18 protein-coding genes and 1 pseudogene are annotated in these 15060 nt (G+C 64.5%); 8 read left to right on the top strand and 11 right to left on the bottom strand.

Features of this window, described 5'->3' with window-relative positions:
- Positions 1-81: 81 nt before the first annotated feature.
- Positions 82-1500 carry a sensor histidine kinase RegB gene (regB, locus tag DYI42_RS01350; RefSeq protein ID WP_213544114.1) on the bottom strand — a complete coding sequence of 473 codons (1419 nt, stop codon included), beginning with the start codon at positions 1498-1500 and terminating at the stop codon, positions 82-84.
- A gap of 98 nt (positions 1501-1598) precedes the next feature.
- Here regB and DYI42_RS01345 point away from each other — a divergent pair, with 98 nt between their 5' ends.
- The 3 genes from DYI42_RS01345 (at position 1599) to DYI42_RS01335 (ending at position 3227) form a co-directional block, all read left to right on the top strand.
- Positions 1599-2216 carry an SCO family protein gene (locus tag DYI42_RS01345; RefSeq protein ID WP_213544113.1) on the top strand — a complete coding sequence of 206 codons (618 nt, stop codon included), beginning with the start codon at positions 1599-1601 and terminating at the stop codon, positions 2214-2216.
- A gap of 82 nt (positions 2217-2298) precedes the next feature.
- Positions 2299-2853 carry an ActR/PrrA/RegA family redox response regulator transcription factor gene (locus tag DYI42_RS01340; protein ID WP_213544112.1) on the top strand — a complete coding sequence of 185 codons (555 nt, stop codon included), beginning with the start codon at positions 2299-2301 and terminating at the stop codon, positions 2851-2853.
- Positions 2854-2921: 68 nt separating this feature from the next.
- Positions 2922-3227 (top strand): hypothetical protein, encoded by a 306-nt coding sequence (locus tag DYI42_RS01335; protein WP_213544111.1) that lies wholly within the window; start codon positions 2922-2924, stop codon positions 3225-3227.
- Positions 3228-3252: 25 nt separating this feature from the next.
- Here DYI42_RS01335 and DYI42_RS01330 read toward each other — a convergent pair whose 3' ends face one another.
- Genes DYI42_RS01330 through DYI42_RS01320 form a run of 3 tightly spaced genes read right to left on the bottom strand, consistent with a single transcriptional unit; the run spans position 3253 to position 5281 of the window.
- Positions 3253-3735 (bottom strand): GNAT family N-acetyltransferase, encoded by a 483-nt coding sequence (locus tag DYI42_RS01330; protein WP_213544110.1) that lies wholly within the window; start codon positions 3733-3735, stop codon positions 3253-3255.
- A complete protein-coding gene (locus DYI42_RS01325; protein ID WP_213544109.1) occupies positions 3732-4685 on the bottom strand; it encodes an SRPBCC family protein in 954 nt (317 codons plus the stop codon). The genes DYI42_RS01330 and DYI42_RS01325 overlap by 4 nt, the downstream gene beginning before the upstream one ends.
- Positions 4685-5281 (bottom strand): HD domain-containing protein, encoded by a 597-nt coding sequence (locus DYI42_RS01320; RefSeq protein WP_213544108.1) that lies wholly within the window; start codon positions 5279-5281, stop codon positions 4685-4687. The genes DYI42_RS01325 and DYI42_RS01320 overlap by 1 nt, the downstream gene beginning before the upstream one ends.
- Before the next feature lie 143 nt (positions 5282-5424).
- Here DYI42_RS01320 and DYI42_RS01315 point away from each other — a divergent pair, with 143 nt between their 5' ends.
- Together DYI42_RS01315 and ahcY are read left to right on the top strand one after the other, a co-directional pair.
- Positions 5425-5730, top strand: a complete 306-nt coding sequence (locus DYI42_RS01315; RefSeq protein WP_213544107.1) for a hypothetical protein — start codon at positions 5425-5427, stop codon at positions 5728-5730.
- Positions 5731-5822: 92 nt separating this feature from the next.
- Entirely contained in the window at positions 5823-7211 is a 1389-nt protein-coding gene (gene ahcY, locus DYI42_RS01310) for an adenosylhomocysteinase (RefSeq protein ID WP_213544106.1), read from the top strand.
- Positions 7212-7232: 21 nt separating this feature from the next.
- Here ahcY and DYI42_RS01305 read toward each other — a convergent pair whose 3' ends face one another.
- Positions 7233-7703, bottom strand: coding sequence for a hypothetical protein (locus tag DYI42_RS01305; RefSeq protein WP_213544105.1), 471 nt, complete (start codon positions 7701-7703; stop codon positions 7233-7235).
- Positions 7704-7826: 123 nt separating this feature from the next.
- Here DYI42_RS01305 and DYI42_RS01300 point away from each other — a divergent pair, with 123 nt between their 5' ends.
- The gene (locus tag DYI42_RS01300; RefSeq protein ID WP_213544104.1) at positions 7827-8795 is read left to right on the top strand and encodes a ketopantoate reductase family protein; all 969 of its coding nucleotides are present in this window, start codon (positions 7827-7829) and stop codon (positions 8793-8795) included.
- 66 nt (positions 8796-8861) lie between these two features.
- Here DYI42_RS01300 and DYI42_RS01295 read toward each other — a convergent pair whose 3' ends face one another.
- Complete coding sequence (locus DYI42_RS01295) at positions 8862-10403, bottom strand: alanine/glycine:cation symporter family protein (RefSeq protein WP_213544103.1); 1542 nt, start codon at positions 10401-10403, stop codon at positions 8862-8864.
- Positions 10404-10420: 17 nt separating this feature from the next.
- A complete protein-coding gene (locus DYI42_RS01290) occupies positions 10421-10858 on the bottom strand; it encodes a universal stress protein (protein WP_213544102.1) in 438 nt (145 codons plus the stop codon).
- A 318-nt stretch (positions 10859-11176) separates the two neighbouring features.
- Here DYI42_RS01290 and DYI42_RS01285 point away from each other — a divergent pair, with 318 nt between their 5' ends.
- The gene (locus DYI42_RS01285) at positions 11177-11518 is read left to right on the top strand and encodes a DUF2853 family protein (protein ID WP_213544101.1); all 342 of its coding nucleotides are present in this window, start codon (positions 11177-11179) and stop codon (positions 11516-11518) included.
- A 341-nt stretch (positions 11519-11859) separates the two neighbouring features.
- On the top strand, positions 11860-12786 hold the full coding sequence (locus DYI42_RS01280; protein ID WP_244867402.1) for a serine hydrolase domain-containing protein: 927 nt from the start codon (positions 11860-11862) through the stop codon (positions 12784-12786).
- Here DYI42_RS01280 and DYI42_RS01275 read toward each other — a convergent pair.
- From DYI42_RS01275 to DYI42_RS01260, 4 genes and pseudogenes are all read right to left on the bottom strand, one after another.
- Positions 12735-13130 carry a DUF1761 domain-containing protein gene (locus DYI42_RS01275; RefSeq protein WP_213544099.1) on the bottom strand — a complete coding sequence of 132 codons (396 nt, stop codon included), beginning with the start codon at positions 13128-13130 and terminating at the stop codon, positions 12735-12737. The genes DYI42_RS01280 and DYI42_RS01275 overlap by 52 nt on opposite strands.
- Before the next feature lie 35 nt (positions 13131-13165).
- Positions 13166-13591 carry an EVE domain-containing protein gene (locus tag DYI42_RS01270; protein WP_213544098.1) on the bottom strand — a complete coding sequence of 142 codons (426 nt, stop codon included), beginning with the start codon at positions 13589-13591 and terminating at the stop codon, positions 13166-13168.
- Between the two features lie 4 nt (positions 13592-13595).
- Positions 13596-14564 carry an NAD(P)H-dependent glycerol-3-phosphate dehydrogenase gene (locus DYI42_RS01265; protein WP_213544097.1) on the bottom strand — a complete coding sequence of 323 codons (969 nt, stop codon included), beginning with the start codon at positions 14562-14564 and terminating at the stop codon, positions 13596-13598.
- A pseudogene (locus DYI42_RS01260) lies at positions 14561-15060 on the bottom strand (tRNA (adenosine(37)-N6)-threonylcarbamoyltransferase complex transferase subunit TsaD); the annotation flags it as partial. The pseudogene DYI42_RS01260 and the gene DYI42_RS01265, both read right to left, overlap by 4 nt.

The following is a 15060-nucleotide window of genomic DNA, read 5'->3' as shown; positions in this document are numbered from 1 at the left end:
AGACCGATCAAAGGGCAATCTGGTTAACCGTCCGTTAATTTGGCGCACCCCCGCAGGCAAACCCCACGTCAGGCGGAGGCTTCAGGCCTGCATTGGCCGGTTGAGGCCAAGCGCGGCGCGGGCGTCTTCCTCTTCGGTGACGAGAAGCGCCCGCGGCCATGTGACCTCGACGATCGCGCCGCCCCGGTCAGGGCGCTCTTCGGGGGCGAGAAAGGGGTCTGACCCGTTGGCGAAGGTCAGCTCGGCGCCGATACGTTCGAGCAGGGTCTTGGCAATGAAGAGCCCAAGCCCCATGCCCTCGTACTCCGGCCGCTTGCGCCTGTCTTCCGGGCTGCGCCGCCGCCGCATGAAGGGGTCGCCAATACGGCCGATCAGATGGGGCGGATAGCCCTCGCCGTCGTCGATCACGCGCACGGTGATACGGCGGGCTGTCCACCGCGCTTCGACCCAGACATGGCCTTCCGAGAAGTCCACGGCGTTCTGGATCAGGTTGCGCAGGCCATGGATGAGCTCGGAGCTGCGCCGCACCTGTGGTTGCCGGTCTTCGGCCTCGTTGCCGGGGCCGGGCTGCATGTCGAAGTGCAAGGCTTTGCCTCGCTCCATATGCGGCTCCGCAGCCTCTTCCAGAACCGCGCCGAGCGGGGCCGTCCGCATGTGCAGATCGTCCTTGCCGGCCCGGCCCATCGAGCGCAGTATCTCGCGGCAGCGATCGGCCTGTTCGGCGATCAGCTGGGAGTCTTCCAGCAGGCTTTCCCTGTCGCCATCCCCCCGGAGTTCATCTGCCATCTCGGAGCTGACAAGCTTGATCGTGGCCAGTGGCGTGCCCAGCTCATGCGCGGCGGCGGCAACCACGCCGCCGAGGTCGGTCAGCTTCTGCTCGCGGGCAAGGGCAAGCTGTGTGGCCAGCAAGGCATCGCCCATGGTTGCGATCTCGGTGGTGACGCGGCGGGCATAGAGCGCAAGGAACGATACCCCGATGACAATGGCCGTCCATGACCCGAAGAGGAAGATCGAGGGCACGCGCAGCACGAAGCCCTGAACTGTGCGCAGGGGCAGGTAGGCGAAGGCGACGAGGGTGACAAGGCCGATGGCGGCGGTTCCGACGATCAGAACCGCGTTCAGCCCCAACGCGGTTGCCGCGATGGTCACAGGTGTCAGCAGCAACAGCGCGAAAGGATTGTGGAGGCCGCCCGTGAGGTAGATCAGGAAGGCCAGCTGCGCGAGATCGAAGATCAGCATCAGCATGGTTTCGGTCTCGTTCAGCCGTTTGTTCGCCGGGTAGATGAACATGGCCACGAGGTTGGCGATGACCGACATTCCGATGGCCAGAACGCACAACCCGATCTCGAGCTGAAGGCCATACCAGAAATGCGCTATGGCGATGGCGACGCTTTGCCCTGCCACGGCCACCCAGCGCAAAACGATCAGCGTGCGCAGCCGGATCCAGTTGGCCCGATGCGGGTGCTCGAAGAGCGTTTGAGGAGGGCCGGTCTCGGGCATTTGACTTGCGGCTGGAGCCTTTGGTGTGACAGTCGGACCCATTGATAGCCCGGCCCAGCGCCGTCAGCAAAGGGCAAGACGGCGAAGGAGTGCATCAGATGCGGACAGCGATATGGGCGGGAGTGGCGGCAGCGGCGATCTGCGGCGTTATCGGTGTGACGATCTGGCAGGTTTATCCCGGTGCGCCGGATGATCCCTTTGCCGACTGCGCCGGTGGGGCGAGTGCGGCCAGCATCGGCGGGCCGTTCGAGCTGGTGAATGCCGAGGGCAAGACGGTCACCGACAAGGACGTCATCACCGAGCCCGCGCTGATCTATTTTGGCTACACGTTTTGCCCCGATGTCTGCCCGCTTGATACGGTGCGCAACGCCGAGGCCGTGGATATCCTTGCGGAGCGCGGCTACGCGGTGACGCCGGTGTTCATCAGCATCGACCCGGCTCGCGACACGCCAGAGGCGGTGGGGGATTTTGCCGCTAATATCAGTGAGAAGATGGTGGGCCTGACGGGTAGCGCGGAGCAGGTGGATGCCGCCTCAAAGGCCTATCGCACCTACTACAACGCCCACACCGACGATGACCCCGACTACTACCTGGTGGACCATTCCACCTTCACCTATCTCACCCTGCCCGACACCGGTTTTGCCGGGTTCTTCAAGCGGGAGTTGACGGGGGAGCAGTTGGCGGATCGGGTGCAGTGCTTTCTCGACGCGGGATAACCCGTTGCGCGGAAAGGCTTGTAGCGGATTCCCCGCCCGTATAGCGTGGCGGAACCAAGGGACGACCAGCGGAGGGGAGCGCGTGGCCGAACGTGATCTCAAGGAGATTGGCGAGGATAAATCCCTCCTCATCGTGGATGATGACGAGCCGTTTCTGCGTCGCCTGTCCCGTGCCATGGAGAAACGCGGCTTCGAACCCGAGATGGCCGGCTCGGTCGCCGCGGGCAAGGCGATTGCCACCGCCCGCCCCCCGGCCTATGCCGTGATCGACCTGCGGCTGGAAGATGGCAATGGCCTCGATGTGGTTGAAACCATTCGAGAAAAACGGCCAGATGCCAAGGTTGTGGTGCTCACCGGCTACGGCGCTATCGCCACCGCCGTGGCGGCAGTGAAGATCGGGGCGACGGACTACCTGAGCAAGCCCGCCGATGCCAACGAAGTCACCGCCGCGCTGCTGGCGACGGGAGACGAGTTGCCGCCGCCGCCGGAAAACCCGATGAGCGCCGACCGGGTGCGCTGGGAGCATATCCAGCGGGTCTACGAGCTGTGTGACCGCAACGTGAGCGAGACCGCGCGCAGGCTTAACATGCACCGCCGCACGCTCCAGCGGATCCTCGCCAAACGCTCCCCGAAGTGAAAAATCGCATGGGCAACAACCCATGCACATCCCATGCACAACCTATGCATACGCGAATTTCGATTTTAGTGATTCTCCTCGCGGGCTGCACCACATCTGGTGAGGCCCCGCGCCCGATGGGCAAACCTCTTGGTTACGAATTGCGCCCGACCGGCGTGGGCGTTCCGGGCTCGCCGCAGGAGGTCAGCTTCGACCGGGTGCTGCCGGGGGCGGAAATCTCGCTCGCCAAGCTGGCCGGGCCGGTGACGGCGCGGGAGAGCTGCGGGCCGGGGATGACGCGGATCACCTTCCGCGAGGGGCTGGTGGCCACCTTCCGGGGCCGCGAGTTCGTGGGCTGGCAGGCCGAGGGGCGGAGCGCAGGCGCGACGTGCTGACGGGGCGGTGGGCAGATTGCCCACCCTACAGATCGTACCGTTTGAGTACCTTGTCGACCACGGTGCCATCGGCCATGCGGTAGCCTTCGATCCGGCCGTAGTCCTCGAAGCCGCGCGACTGGTAATAGGCCAGGCCGCCCGCGTTGTCGGCGCGGATGTTGGCCCTGATCCATGTGTAGCCGAGGCGTTTGGCGGCCTCGCGGGTGGCCTCGAACAGGCGGGAGCCGATGCCGAGGCCGGTGCGCCCGACGCGGGCGAAGGTCGCGATTTCGGCGCAGGTTTCGGGCTCGTCCACCATTGGGTCGATCCACTGGAACCCGAGCAGCGCGCCGCCCTCGTCTTCGGCTATGTGCCATGCGGCGCGGGGGCTGGCCTGCATCCAGTCGAGAATGTCGTTGCGGCTCACCTGTCCGGTGAGGGCGGTGGTGCCACCGGCATCGACGACCTCTTGCAGCAATTCGGCAATGGCGCGGGCATCGGCCCGGGCGGCGGGGCGGACGTGGATCATGGGCGGGCCTCGGCACGGTTGGCGATGACATGGAGCACAGCGCGGTGCATGTCGTTCAAGAAGAGCCTGCCCCAGGGCTTGAGGTAGGCGTTGATCGGGGTGTTGAGCTGATAGGTCGTGGTCAGCGTGACGCGGGTGCGCGCAGATCCGAGTGGCTCGAAGGCATAGCGCCCTTCCAGCATCACCACCTCGGGGCCGGTGGGAGAGATGCGCGGATCGATAGCGCGCAGCAGCTCCGGCTCCGGGAAGGCGAAGCGCCACGCGAAGTCTGGCCCCGGCAGAAGGTGCTCTTCAAAGCGCACCCCCTTTGTCCAGCGGGCGTGGCGGATGCCGCCGGATGTGTGGGCCGACACCGGGCGCGGCGCGCGCAAGATGCTGTGGGTGAAGGTCCATATGTGCTCATTTTCGGCAATGTCAGAGACGTTCTCGGCTTCTGCGCGGATCACTGCGGCGGGGGCCTCGATCGTGATGGAGGTGGAGATGGCCACGCGCTCTGACATCTCGGGCAGCGGCAGATGGAGGAAGGGTGCGGCGAAGGGCAGGGCGAAGAGCGCCACGCAGAGCTGCGTCCGCGCCTCGAACCGCGCCAGCAGCAGCCGGGTGAGCCAGATGCCCAGCGCCGCCTCGGCCACGGCGACAGGCAGGATGATGGCCACGCAGATCACCGTCTCGATCCACAGAAGGGCAAGAAGCACGGCGACAGACAAGAGGGCGACAGAGGTGCGGAGAAGAACGGTGCTGTAACGGTGCCGACGGTGCCAATCGAACACCAGCTGCCCGGCGAGGCCCAGCCCCAGGCCGAGCCAAAGCACGATGAGCAGCGCAGAGACCGGGGACAGCCCTGCATTGGGCAGCAGCCTGTCAAGCCGCTCTGGCAGCTCGAACATGACGCCATAGGCCACGAGTGCGTAGAGCACGAAGAGCAGGCCGCGCAGCGCCAGCGGCTGCATCAGAGCGCCTCCAGCAGCGCGGCGTGGCGGGCGGTGAACTCGGCGCGCACCTCCACCGGCGGGCGCAGGGTGATTTCCATGCCCTCGATCAGCTCGGGCGCGGGCACCCCGAAGAACTTGTTGGCCTCGGCCACGGTGAAGCCCGCGATGCGTGTGGCCTCGAGCCAGGCCGAGACCTTGTCAGCCTTCTTGATCTGCTTCTTGACTGTCGCGGGGATGGCGGCGGGCAGGCCGAAGCGGATGTGGATGGCGGCAGAGAGCCGATCATCCAGCGCGCCGTAGCCGGGGCCGACGGCGGCTTTCACCGGCGAGATCATGTCGCCAATCACGTATTCGGGCGCGTCATGCAGCAGGGCGGCGAGTTGCCATTTGACCGGGGCGGCGGGGTTCATGCGGCGATAGAGCGCCTCCACCAGCAGCGAGTGCTCGGCCACGGAATAAGCATAGTCGCCATGGGTTTGCCCGTTCCACCGGGCGACGAAGGCGAGCCCGTGGGCGATGTCTTCGATCTCGATATCGACCGGCGTGGGATCCAGCAGATCGAGCCTTCGGCCCGAAAGCATGCGTTGCCACGCGCGGGGCGGTGCCTTGGCCATGAACGTCTCCCTCTCGTGGGATTTGGGTAGCGCGATCACGCCGAGGTGTAAACGCGACCTGGAACCGGCGACACCCCGGGCCTGTTATGCTCCTGACAATACGAGAATTTCGACAACCGGCATCGTGCCCAAGGGATAGGACCATGAAAACCGCCATTGCAACCGCCACGCTTCTGATCGCCGCAGCCCCGTTGGCCGCGCAGTCATCGGACGGACCATGCGGGAAGCGGGAGTTCTTTGTCGACCAGTTGGTGGAGACCTACGAAGAGCAGCCCGTGGCCGGAGGCCTCCAAAGCGAAGATTCGCTGGTGGAGATCTGGGCGTCCCAGGAGACCGGCAGCTTCACCATTCTCGTCACCGACGCGGGCGGACGCACCTGCGTGGCCTTCACGGGCGAAGATTTCCATGAAGCCTCGGGCTTCGTGGGCGTCCGCGGCGAGGCCTCCTGAACGGACAACCTCAGATTGGGCGGGTTTGGTTGCCGCCTTCCGGGCCGGGTGCTATGTGCCGCTGCAAGCGAAACATGCAGTAGGAGCGCCCGATGGCCGCCGATTACATTGTTAAAGATATTTCTCTTGCCGGGTTCGGGCGCAAGGAGCTGGACATTGCCGAAACCGAGATGCCCGGGCTCATGTCTTGCCGCACAGAGTTTGGTGAGAGCAAGCCGCTGAAAGGCGCCCGCATCGTTGGCTCCCTGCACATGACGATCCAGACGGCGGTGCTGATCGAAACGCTGGTGGCGCTGGGCGCCGATGTGCGCTGGGCCTCGTGCAACATCTTTTCCACACAAGACCACGCGGCGGCGGCGATTGCCGAGGCCGGTGTGCCGGTGTTTGCGGTGAAGGGCCAGAGCCTGGAAGAGCACTGGGACTACCTCGACAAGTCCTTCCTGTTCGAGGACGGACCCAACATGATCCTGGACGATGGCGGCGATGCGACGCTTTATGTGCTGCTCGGCGCGCGGGCCGAGGCCGGGGAAGACATCATCCCCGTCCCGCAGTCGGAAGAAGAAGAAGTCATCAAGAAGCAGATCGCCAAGCGGATGGCAGCCTCCCCCGGCTGGTTCACCAAGGTGCGCGACCAGATCAAGGGCGTAAGCGAAGAGACGACCACCGGCGTTCACCGGCTCTACGACCTGCACAAGAAGGGCCAGCTGCCCTTCCCGGCGATCAACGTGAACGACTCGGTCACCAAGTCGAAGTTCGACAACAAGTATGGCTGCAAGGAATCGCTCGTCGACGGCATCCGCCGCGCGACCGATACGATGATGGCTGGCAAGGTGGCCGTGGTCTGCGGCTATGGTGACGTGGGCAAGGGCTCTGCCGCCTCGCTGCGCGGCGCCGGTGCGCGGGTGAAGGTGACGGAAGTCGACCCGATCTGCGCGCTTCAGGCCGCGATGGACGGGTTTGAGGTGGTGACGCTGGAAGACGAGGCCAGCAAGGCCGACATCTTCATCACCACCACCGGCAACAAGGACGTGATCCGCATCGAGCACATGCGCGAGATGAAGGACATGGCCATCGTCGGCAACATCGGCCACTTCGACAACGAGATCCAGGTTGCCAACCTGAAGAACCACAAGTGGACCAACATCAAGGACCAGGTGGACATGATCGAGATGCCGGGCGGCAACCGGATCATCCTGCTGTCGGAAGGCCGCCTGCTGAACCTCGGCAACGCCACCGGCCACCCGAGCTTCGTGATGTCGGCCAGTTTCACCAACCAGGTGCTGGCGCAGATCGAGCTTTGGACCAAGGGCGAGGAGTATCAGCCGGGCGTCTACATTCTGCCCAAGCACCTCGACGAGAAGGTGGCGATGCTGCACCTTGAGCGGATCGGGGTGAAGCTGTCGAAGCTCTCGAAGGATCAGGCGGCCTACATTGGCGTGACGCCGGAAGGGCCGTTCAAGCCCGAGCATTATCGCTATTGATATGCGTTTATTGGCGAAAGCTCACGGCCCTGGAGGAGACTCCGGGGCCGTTTCTCTTGCGGGGTTCGGCGGAAACTTCCAAGCCAGAAGCACCCCTGCGGCAAGTATAAAGAGATGAGGTAACATTACATTTGCAAGGAGGAAGCTAGGCAGGTTGGTGTCGCCATTGGTGAACTGCCAGGAGCCGATGATGCCCAGACCTTCGGCACAGTCGAACTTCTTCGACAGCTCTTCCAACTCCTTGAGGCGTGGGAGATAGCCGCGTTGGAAGCTCTTCCACAGGGCGTCGATCCAGTAGAATGGCAAGGTTGAGCAGGCGGCCAGTAAAAGCGCTATCCGTCCGTTATGGCGGATTGGCTGGCTATAGGCTGAGAGCATGGCAGCGAGCGCAACCGTGACCGACCAGCTCTTGAGGGTGAGCGCGTGGCTGTTGAACGCCTCGTAGGCATTGAAGGCCAATGCGTACTCGTTCCAGATCAGATCACAGTTCATTTTGCCCTCACTGCTGCGATCATGGCGTGCCCTCCGTGATCCGCGCAAGAGGATTGGCGCGTTTTCGGTTTGCCACTGGCGGCAAAGGCTGAGACTTCTTGGGCGGACAAATGGGAGACGGCAATGCGGTTCATCGTGCATGGGGTGGGTGCAATCGGCGGCGTGGTGGCGGCGGCGCTGGCGCTTTCGGGGCAGGAGGTGATCGGCATTGCGCGCGGGCGCATGCTGCAGGCAATCCGGGAGAAGGGGCTGCTGCTCGACAGTGAGCGCGGGCGCGAGGTGGCCCGGTTCGACTGTGTTGGCCATCCGAGCGAAATCACATTCAGGCCCGATGACGCGGTGCTGCTCTGCGTGAAGGGGCAGGACACCGCCGCCGCGCTGGCCGATCTTCGGGCTGCCGGGCTAACCGATCAGCCGGTGTTCTGCTGCCAGAATGGCGTGGCCAATGAGCCGCTGGCGATGCGGTTCTTCCCCAATGTTCACGCGGTCACGGTGATGATGCCTGCCAGTTACCTGAAGCCGGGCGAGGTGCAGATCCACTGTCAGCCCAAATTCGGTGTATTTGACATTGGCCGCTATCCCGGCGGGCATGACGAGGCGGACGATGCGATGGCGGAGGCCTTGAACCACGCCAATATCGCGGCCGAAGTGCGCGATGATGCGATGGCGCCAAAATATGGCAAGCTGATCCTCAACCTCGGCAACATCACGGGTGCCCTGCTGCCGCCGGGCGCGGACTGTGCCGAGTTTGACGGGCCTTTGCGCGAGGAGGGCAAGGCGGTGTTGAAGGCGGCGGGGATTGCCTGGGAAGACGTCAGTAAGACCGAGCGGCGCGCAAAATTCATGCAAAAGCGGGGCGACAACGTACAGGGCCGCGCAGGTAACTCCACCACCCAAAGTCTGGCAAGGGCGACGGGCAGCGTGGAGACGGATTGGCTGAATGGTGAGATCGTGCAGCTTGCGCGGCTGCACGGGGTGGCGGCACCGCTGAATGCGCGGGTGCAGGCGCTTTCGGTGGCGATGATGGCGGAGGGTGGAAAGCCCGGGAGCCTGAGCGTGGCGGAGTTGCGCGAGAGGCTTTTCAGCGCGTAGGGGCGGTGGGCAGATTGCCCACCCCACGGAAGGGCGCCCCGCGACGGATCGCGGAGCGCCGGAGTTTTAGTGCTTGAACCGCTTGATCTCGCCGGACTTGAGCCGGGAGATGTAGCTGTTCACCTCACGCTTCACGATCGGCATCAGCAGATAGAGCGCGATGATGTTCACGATCGCCATAGAGAAGAGCATGGCATCGGAGAAGTCGATCACCGGGCCGAGGTTGGCCGCCGAGCCGATGATGATGAAGAGGCAGAAGATGACCTTGAAGATCACTTCCGTCCCGCTTCCTTCGCCGAAGAGATAGGTCCAGGCTTTCAGGCCGTAGTAGCTCCACGAGATCATGGTGGAGAAGGCGAAGAGTACCACCGCCACGGCCAAAAGGACCGGGAACCACGAGAAGGCCTTGGCATAGGCCGCTGAGGTGAGCGCCACACCTGAAACCTCGCCTTCGGTCGCGATCCGGCCCGCCTCGGCGTTCCAGATGTAGAGCCCGGTTTCGGGATCGACGTTGAGCACCCCGGTGATGACGATGACCAGCGCGGTCATGGTGCAGATCACCACGGTGTCGATGAAGGGCTCCAGCAGGGCGACGTAGCCCTCCGTCACCGGCTCCTTGGTGCGCACCGCCGAGTGGGCGATGGCGGCAGAGCCAATGCCCGCCTCGTTGGAGAATGCGGCGCGGCGGAAACCCTGGATCAGGGCGCCGGTGAAGCCGCCGACCACGCCGAGGCCGGTGAAGGCGCCCATGAAGATCTGGCCGAAGGCCCATGTGATCATGTCGTAGTTCATGATCAGGATGATGAGCGACACGCCGACATAGAAGATGCCCATGAATGGCACGACCTTTTCGGTCACGCGGGCGATGGATTTGATGCCCCCCACGATCACTGCGAAGGTCACGGCGGCGAGGATGATCCCGGTGATCCAGCCGGGATAATCCCCGATCACGCCCGAAAGCTGCGCGTGGGCCTGGTTGGCCTGGAACATGTTGCCACCGCCCAGTGCACCGAGGATGGTGAAGATGCAGAACAGCACGGCGAGGATTTTGCCGCCGGGCAGGCCGCGCTCTTTGAATCCCTTTGTGATGTAATACATCGGGCCACCCGAAACGCGCCCGTCGGGGTATTCGTTGCGATACTTCACGCCGAGGGTGCATTCGGTGAACTTGGTCGCCATGCCGAAGAGGCCCGCAACGATCATCCAGAAGGTCGCGCCCGGCCCACCGATACCCACGGCCACCGCCACACCGGCGATGTTGCCGAGGCCCACGGTGCCCGAAAGCGCGGTGGCAAGTGCCTGGAAGTGGCTGACCTCACCGGCATCGTTGGGGTCGGAGTAATCGCCCTTCACCAGCTGGATCGAATGGACGAAGCCCTTGAGCTGGATGAAGCCGAAATAGACCGTGAACACGAGCGCACCGACGACGAGCCAAAGCGCGATCCACGAGAAGGTGGTGCCCGGAAGGGGCGCGAAGATGAAGGACACGTACCAGCCGGTATAGTCCGCGAAGATGGTGTTGATGGTTTCGTCGATGCCCTGTGCCAGCGCCGGGAAGGGCGCGAAGAGCGTGGCAAGGAGGGCGGCGAAGGCTGTTTTGAAGTTCATGTCTCTTTCTCCGGCGCTCAGGGCACGATCACGGTGGGGACGGGGGCAACCTGGGCCAGCCCGATCGGCACCGAGCCGAAGACCCGCGCGGCCATGGATTGCGACCCGGCGCGCCCGACGAAGATCATCGAGGCATTGGTTTCGGAGGCGATCTCGACGATCTTGTCGACGACATTGCCGTAGCGCAGCTCGGCGCTGCCTACGAGGCCGGCGGCTTTCACCTTGGCCACGGCCGGGTCGAGGACGATTTCCCTGGCCCGGGTCATCTCCTGCTTGCGACGGCCGTGGCGCTCTTCAATCTCGTCGGGGGTGAGAAAGCTGTAGGGGGACCACTCCAGAATATGGACGACGAGCAATCCGGCCCCGTCTTTCCTGGCCCGTTCGATCGCGTAATCGAGCGTGGGCGTATCGCCCTCCTCGCCCTCATATGCGACAATGAATGTCTCTGAGCTCATGTTTAGTCCCCCGTGTCTTTTCCTGCTTTGAATCCCACCGGAAATTCGCGGAAACGAAATGCAGCCGGTGGGGCGCCCCTTGAGCCTGTGCGATATGTCACAGTCCTGTCACGGAAATTTTGACGCTGGATGCAGGGTTTCGGCAGGCACCCGCCGGAATGAGGGCGAAATTGCCGCTTCGCGCAATATGTCGCCCGACATCTGCTTGACCCTGCGTTCAGGGCATTTTTTCTTTGCCCACATGGGGCCGTTGCGTATGGTCCCTGCCAACGGCGGGAGAATTCGCCGGAACGCCACCATGCGAGGGAGTGAAGCATCATGGGCAAAAGAGATGAGTTGATCGAGAAATATGCCGACGATCTGAAGAACAAGTGCGGGATGACGCCCGACATGGACCTGCTGACGAAAGTGACCATCGGCTGCGGCCCCTCGATCTACAACGACGATGCCTCCACTGTCGCGGCGAGCCAGAAGAGCGAGCTGGAAACGATCGAGCAGAACTTTCTGATCAAGAAACTCGGCCTGTCCGCCGGCCCCGACCTAATGGCGGGAATCGAGAAGGCGATCGAGACCTATGGCAAATCGGAGCGCAACAAATATCGCGCGGTCTTCTATTACCTGCTCGTGAAGCACTTCAAGAAAGACTCCGTTTACAAGTAAGGCAGCCGATTGCCGCCGAAACTGTAACCTCTCCGAGAGGAAAGTGGCGTCGGCGCCCCGGTTATGCGATCAACACGGGGAACCGCGCTTCAGCGGTTCCCCCTTTTGTTTCGGGCGCTTGGCAGGTTTGGCGCCGAGCCGGATGACGGCGGATGTGGCGGCTTTGAGGCGACCCTCATGGTTAACGTGCCTTATATCCTAACCCACTGTAAAACAGACACTTTTCTGCATGGCGGGATTGCATTTGTGGTGCGGATGGCGTAGGGTCCTTCACAAGCGAAGGGTCAGGATGACCCGGGACATACCAGATACGAGCGGTGCGATTGGGAGCTCGTGGGAAGATGGAGGGTCTCGGGGGGTCGAGGCCCTCCATTTATTTCGGGGTTCGGGTGGACGCGGCCTGGGTATTTGAAGACGGCGAAACGGGCGGGGCCGGTGACCTGGGCGCGCTGTGGCCATGGTGGAGCTTTTCAAAGACGATCATCGCCGGATGCGCGCTGCGCCTCGCGCGCGGAGGCCGGTTGGACTTGGACGCAGAGGCGGGAGGGCCGTGGAGCCTGCGGCAGTTGCTTCAGCACCGTGCGGGTGTGCCCTGCTATGGCCGGTTGCCGCAGTATCACGCGGCGGTGGCGCGGGGCGAGGTGCCGTGGAGCCGGGCGCGGCTGATGGCCGAGGTCTCTGACACAGCGGATTTCTCTCCCGGCACGGGCTGGGCCTATTCCAACGTCGGATACATGCTGGCGCGGGAACGGGTGGAGGCGGCAGCGGGCTGCGGGATCGGCACCCTTGCAGCGCGCTGTTTCGGCGAGCCGCTGGGGCTAGAGACGATGCGCCTTGCTACGGAGCCGGAGGATTTTGCCGATGTGCCGGGCGCCGAGGGCTATCACCCCGGATGGGTCTATCACGGCTGCTTCATGGGTGCGCCAGCAGAAGCGGCGCGCCTCGTGGCGGTTCTGGTGCCCGAATTGATTGGCGAAGGGGTGCACCCGCTCGGCGGCGGCATCGAAGGGCGGCCATGGACCGAAACGGGCTATGGGCTGGGCCTGATGGCGGGGCGCGCAGGCGCGCTGGGACGGGCGACAGGGCACGCGGGCGTCGGCCCGTTCAGCTGCTGTACGGTTACCCGCTTTCCCGATGCGCCGCGCCCGGTGAGCGTGGCCGTCTTTGCGGCGGGCTCGGACGAGGCGGTGCCGGAGTGGGAGGCGGTGCGGATCGCTCAGAACAGCCCGAGCACCAGCCCAATCACGGTGGGGCCGAGCACGGAATAAGCGCCGTCGAGCAGCGTAAGAGCGGGCTTGCGCCGGCCGTAGGCGTAGTTCATCGCCACCCAGGGCGTGATCATGAAGAGGCCGATGCCGAGGCCCACCATGGCCGACTTGCCCGCCCCCTCGATGCCCGCCATGGCGAGGATGTGACGCATCATCCCGGCAACAAGTAGCATGGCTATGCCGGAAATGATGAATGGAAGAGGCGAGAAGCCGCCCTCGGGTTGGCCGCTATCATCACAGGGAATCTCCGCCGCAGCGAGCCAGGGCCTGGAGAGCGTCATGTACCACGCGGCGCCTACGGCAAAGCCTGCCAGCGCGGCGACGAGAACTGCGATGAGGCCCATATCACTCCCTCCGTTTTCAGGGAGTATGCGGCATATCAACCTTTATGGGAATAGCCGCCGAGCGTGCAGATATGCGTCCATTCAGCCTCTGTCACGGGCTGCACTGAGAGGCGCGTGTTGTTGACGAGCACCATGTCCTTCAGCGCGGGCTCGTCCTTGCACATCGCCAGCGTCACCGGATTGGGCATGGGGCCGACGGTCTTGATATCCACGCACTCCCAGCGCTCGTCATCGGTGGTGCTGTCAGGGTGGATCTCGGCGCAGACCTCGACCACGCCGACGATCTCCTTGTCTTTCTGGGAGTGGTAGAAGAAGCCGAGGTCTCCCAGCTTCATCTGGCGCATCATGTTGCGGGCCTGGTAGTTGCGCACGCCGTCCCATTCCTCGCCCGCGTCGCCCTTGGCAACCTGGTCATCCCAGCTCCAGGTGGAGGGTTCGGATTTGAAGAGCCAGTAGGCCATGGGTTTATTCCTTCCTGAGCGGACGAGAGAGCAGCACGGCCATCGCCTCTGGCGCGGAAAGCGTGCCTGACGTGAGCGCCGCCACAACCTCGGTGATCGGCATTTCAAGCTTGTAGCGCTTGGCGAGCCGCAGCGTGGCCTCGGCGGTGGCGATGCCCTCGGTGGTGACACCCGGCGGCGGCAGCTCACCCCGGCCCAGCGCGAAGCCATGGCGGAAGTTGCGGCTCTTGTCGGAAGTGCAGGTGAGGGCGAGATCGCCAAAGCCGGAGAGGCCTGCCAGCGTTTCGCGTTTGCCGCCGAGCGCCGCGGCGAGGCGGGCCATTTCGGCGTAGCCGCGTGTCATCAGGGCGGCGCGGGCCGACTCGCCGAAGCCCGCGCCGATGCAGGCCCCGCAGGCGATGGCGATGACGTTTTTGAGCGCGCCGCCTAGCTCGGCCCCGATCGGATCGGTCGAGAGATAGAGCCGCAGGGTGGTGGTGGAGAGGGCCGATTGCAGCATTTCGCCGGTGCGCTTGTCGGCACAGGCGAGGGTGAGGGCGGTGGGCAGGCCCTGGGCGATGTCGACGGCAAAGGAGGGGCCGGTGAGGATGGCGGGTATGGCCTTTTTCGCGGCGGCTTCGATGATGCCGGTCGGCCCCTTGCCGCGCTCCAGATCGACGCCCTTGCAGGCGGCGACAACGCAGGCCTCGCCGATGTGCTCGCGGTGCTCGACCAGAAGGCTGCCCAGGGTTTGCATCGGGGTGGCCATGATGAGGATCGGCGCGGCGAAGGCGCCGTTGTCGTTGACCACGGCCAGCTCGGTGGGCAGGGAGACTCCGGGCAGGTGCCGGGCATTCTCCCGCGCTTCACTGATCTGCGCGGCGTGCTCGGGGTCACGCGCCCAGAGGGTGACGGTGGGGCCATCCGTGCCCGCAAGCTGGCTTGCAAGCGCGGTTCCGAAGGCGCCTGCCCCGATGATGGAAATATCGCTCATGCCTTTGCGCCTTTCTTGCCGGAGCCGAGCATTGGCGTGGCCGCGCTGTCAAGCGGCCAGCGCGGGCGGGCTGCCAGGGTGAGATCATCCGCCGGGTGGTCCGCGCGCAGCCGCTCGATACCGGCCCAGGCGATCATGGCCGCGTTGTCGGTGCACAGCGCGAGCGGCGGCCCGGTGAAGCTCACCCCGGCGCGCTCGGCCTCGGCGGCGAGCGCGGCGCGCAGCTGGGCATTTGCGGCGACGCCCCCGGCGACGGCGAGCGCCGGGGCGGCGGGCGAGAGCGCCAGGTAGGCTTGAAGTGCGCGGGCTGTCTTGGCCGCCAGCACATCGCGCACGGCGGCCTGGAAGCTGGCGGAGAGGTCGGCCACGTCTTGCCGGTGCAGGCGGTTGCCCTCCAGCAGCACTTCGTCGCGGGCGCGCAGCAGGGCCGTCTTGAGGCCGGAGAAGCTCATGTCGCAATGCGGCTCGCGCAGCAGGGGGCGGGGCAGGGCGAAGC

This window comes from Vannielia litorea (assembly GCF_018424695.1).
Taxonomy (GTDB): Bacteria; Pseudomonadota; Alphaproteobacteria; order Rhodobacterales; family Rhodobacteraceae; genus Vannielia; species Vannielia litorea_A.
The sequence above is the reverse complement of the archived record's forward strand: the minus strand, read 5'-3'. Positions and strand labels throughout refer to the sequence as shown.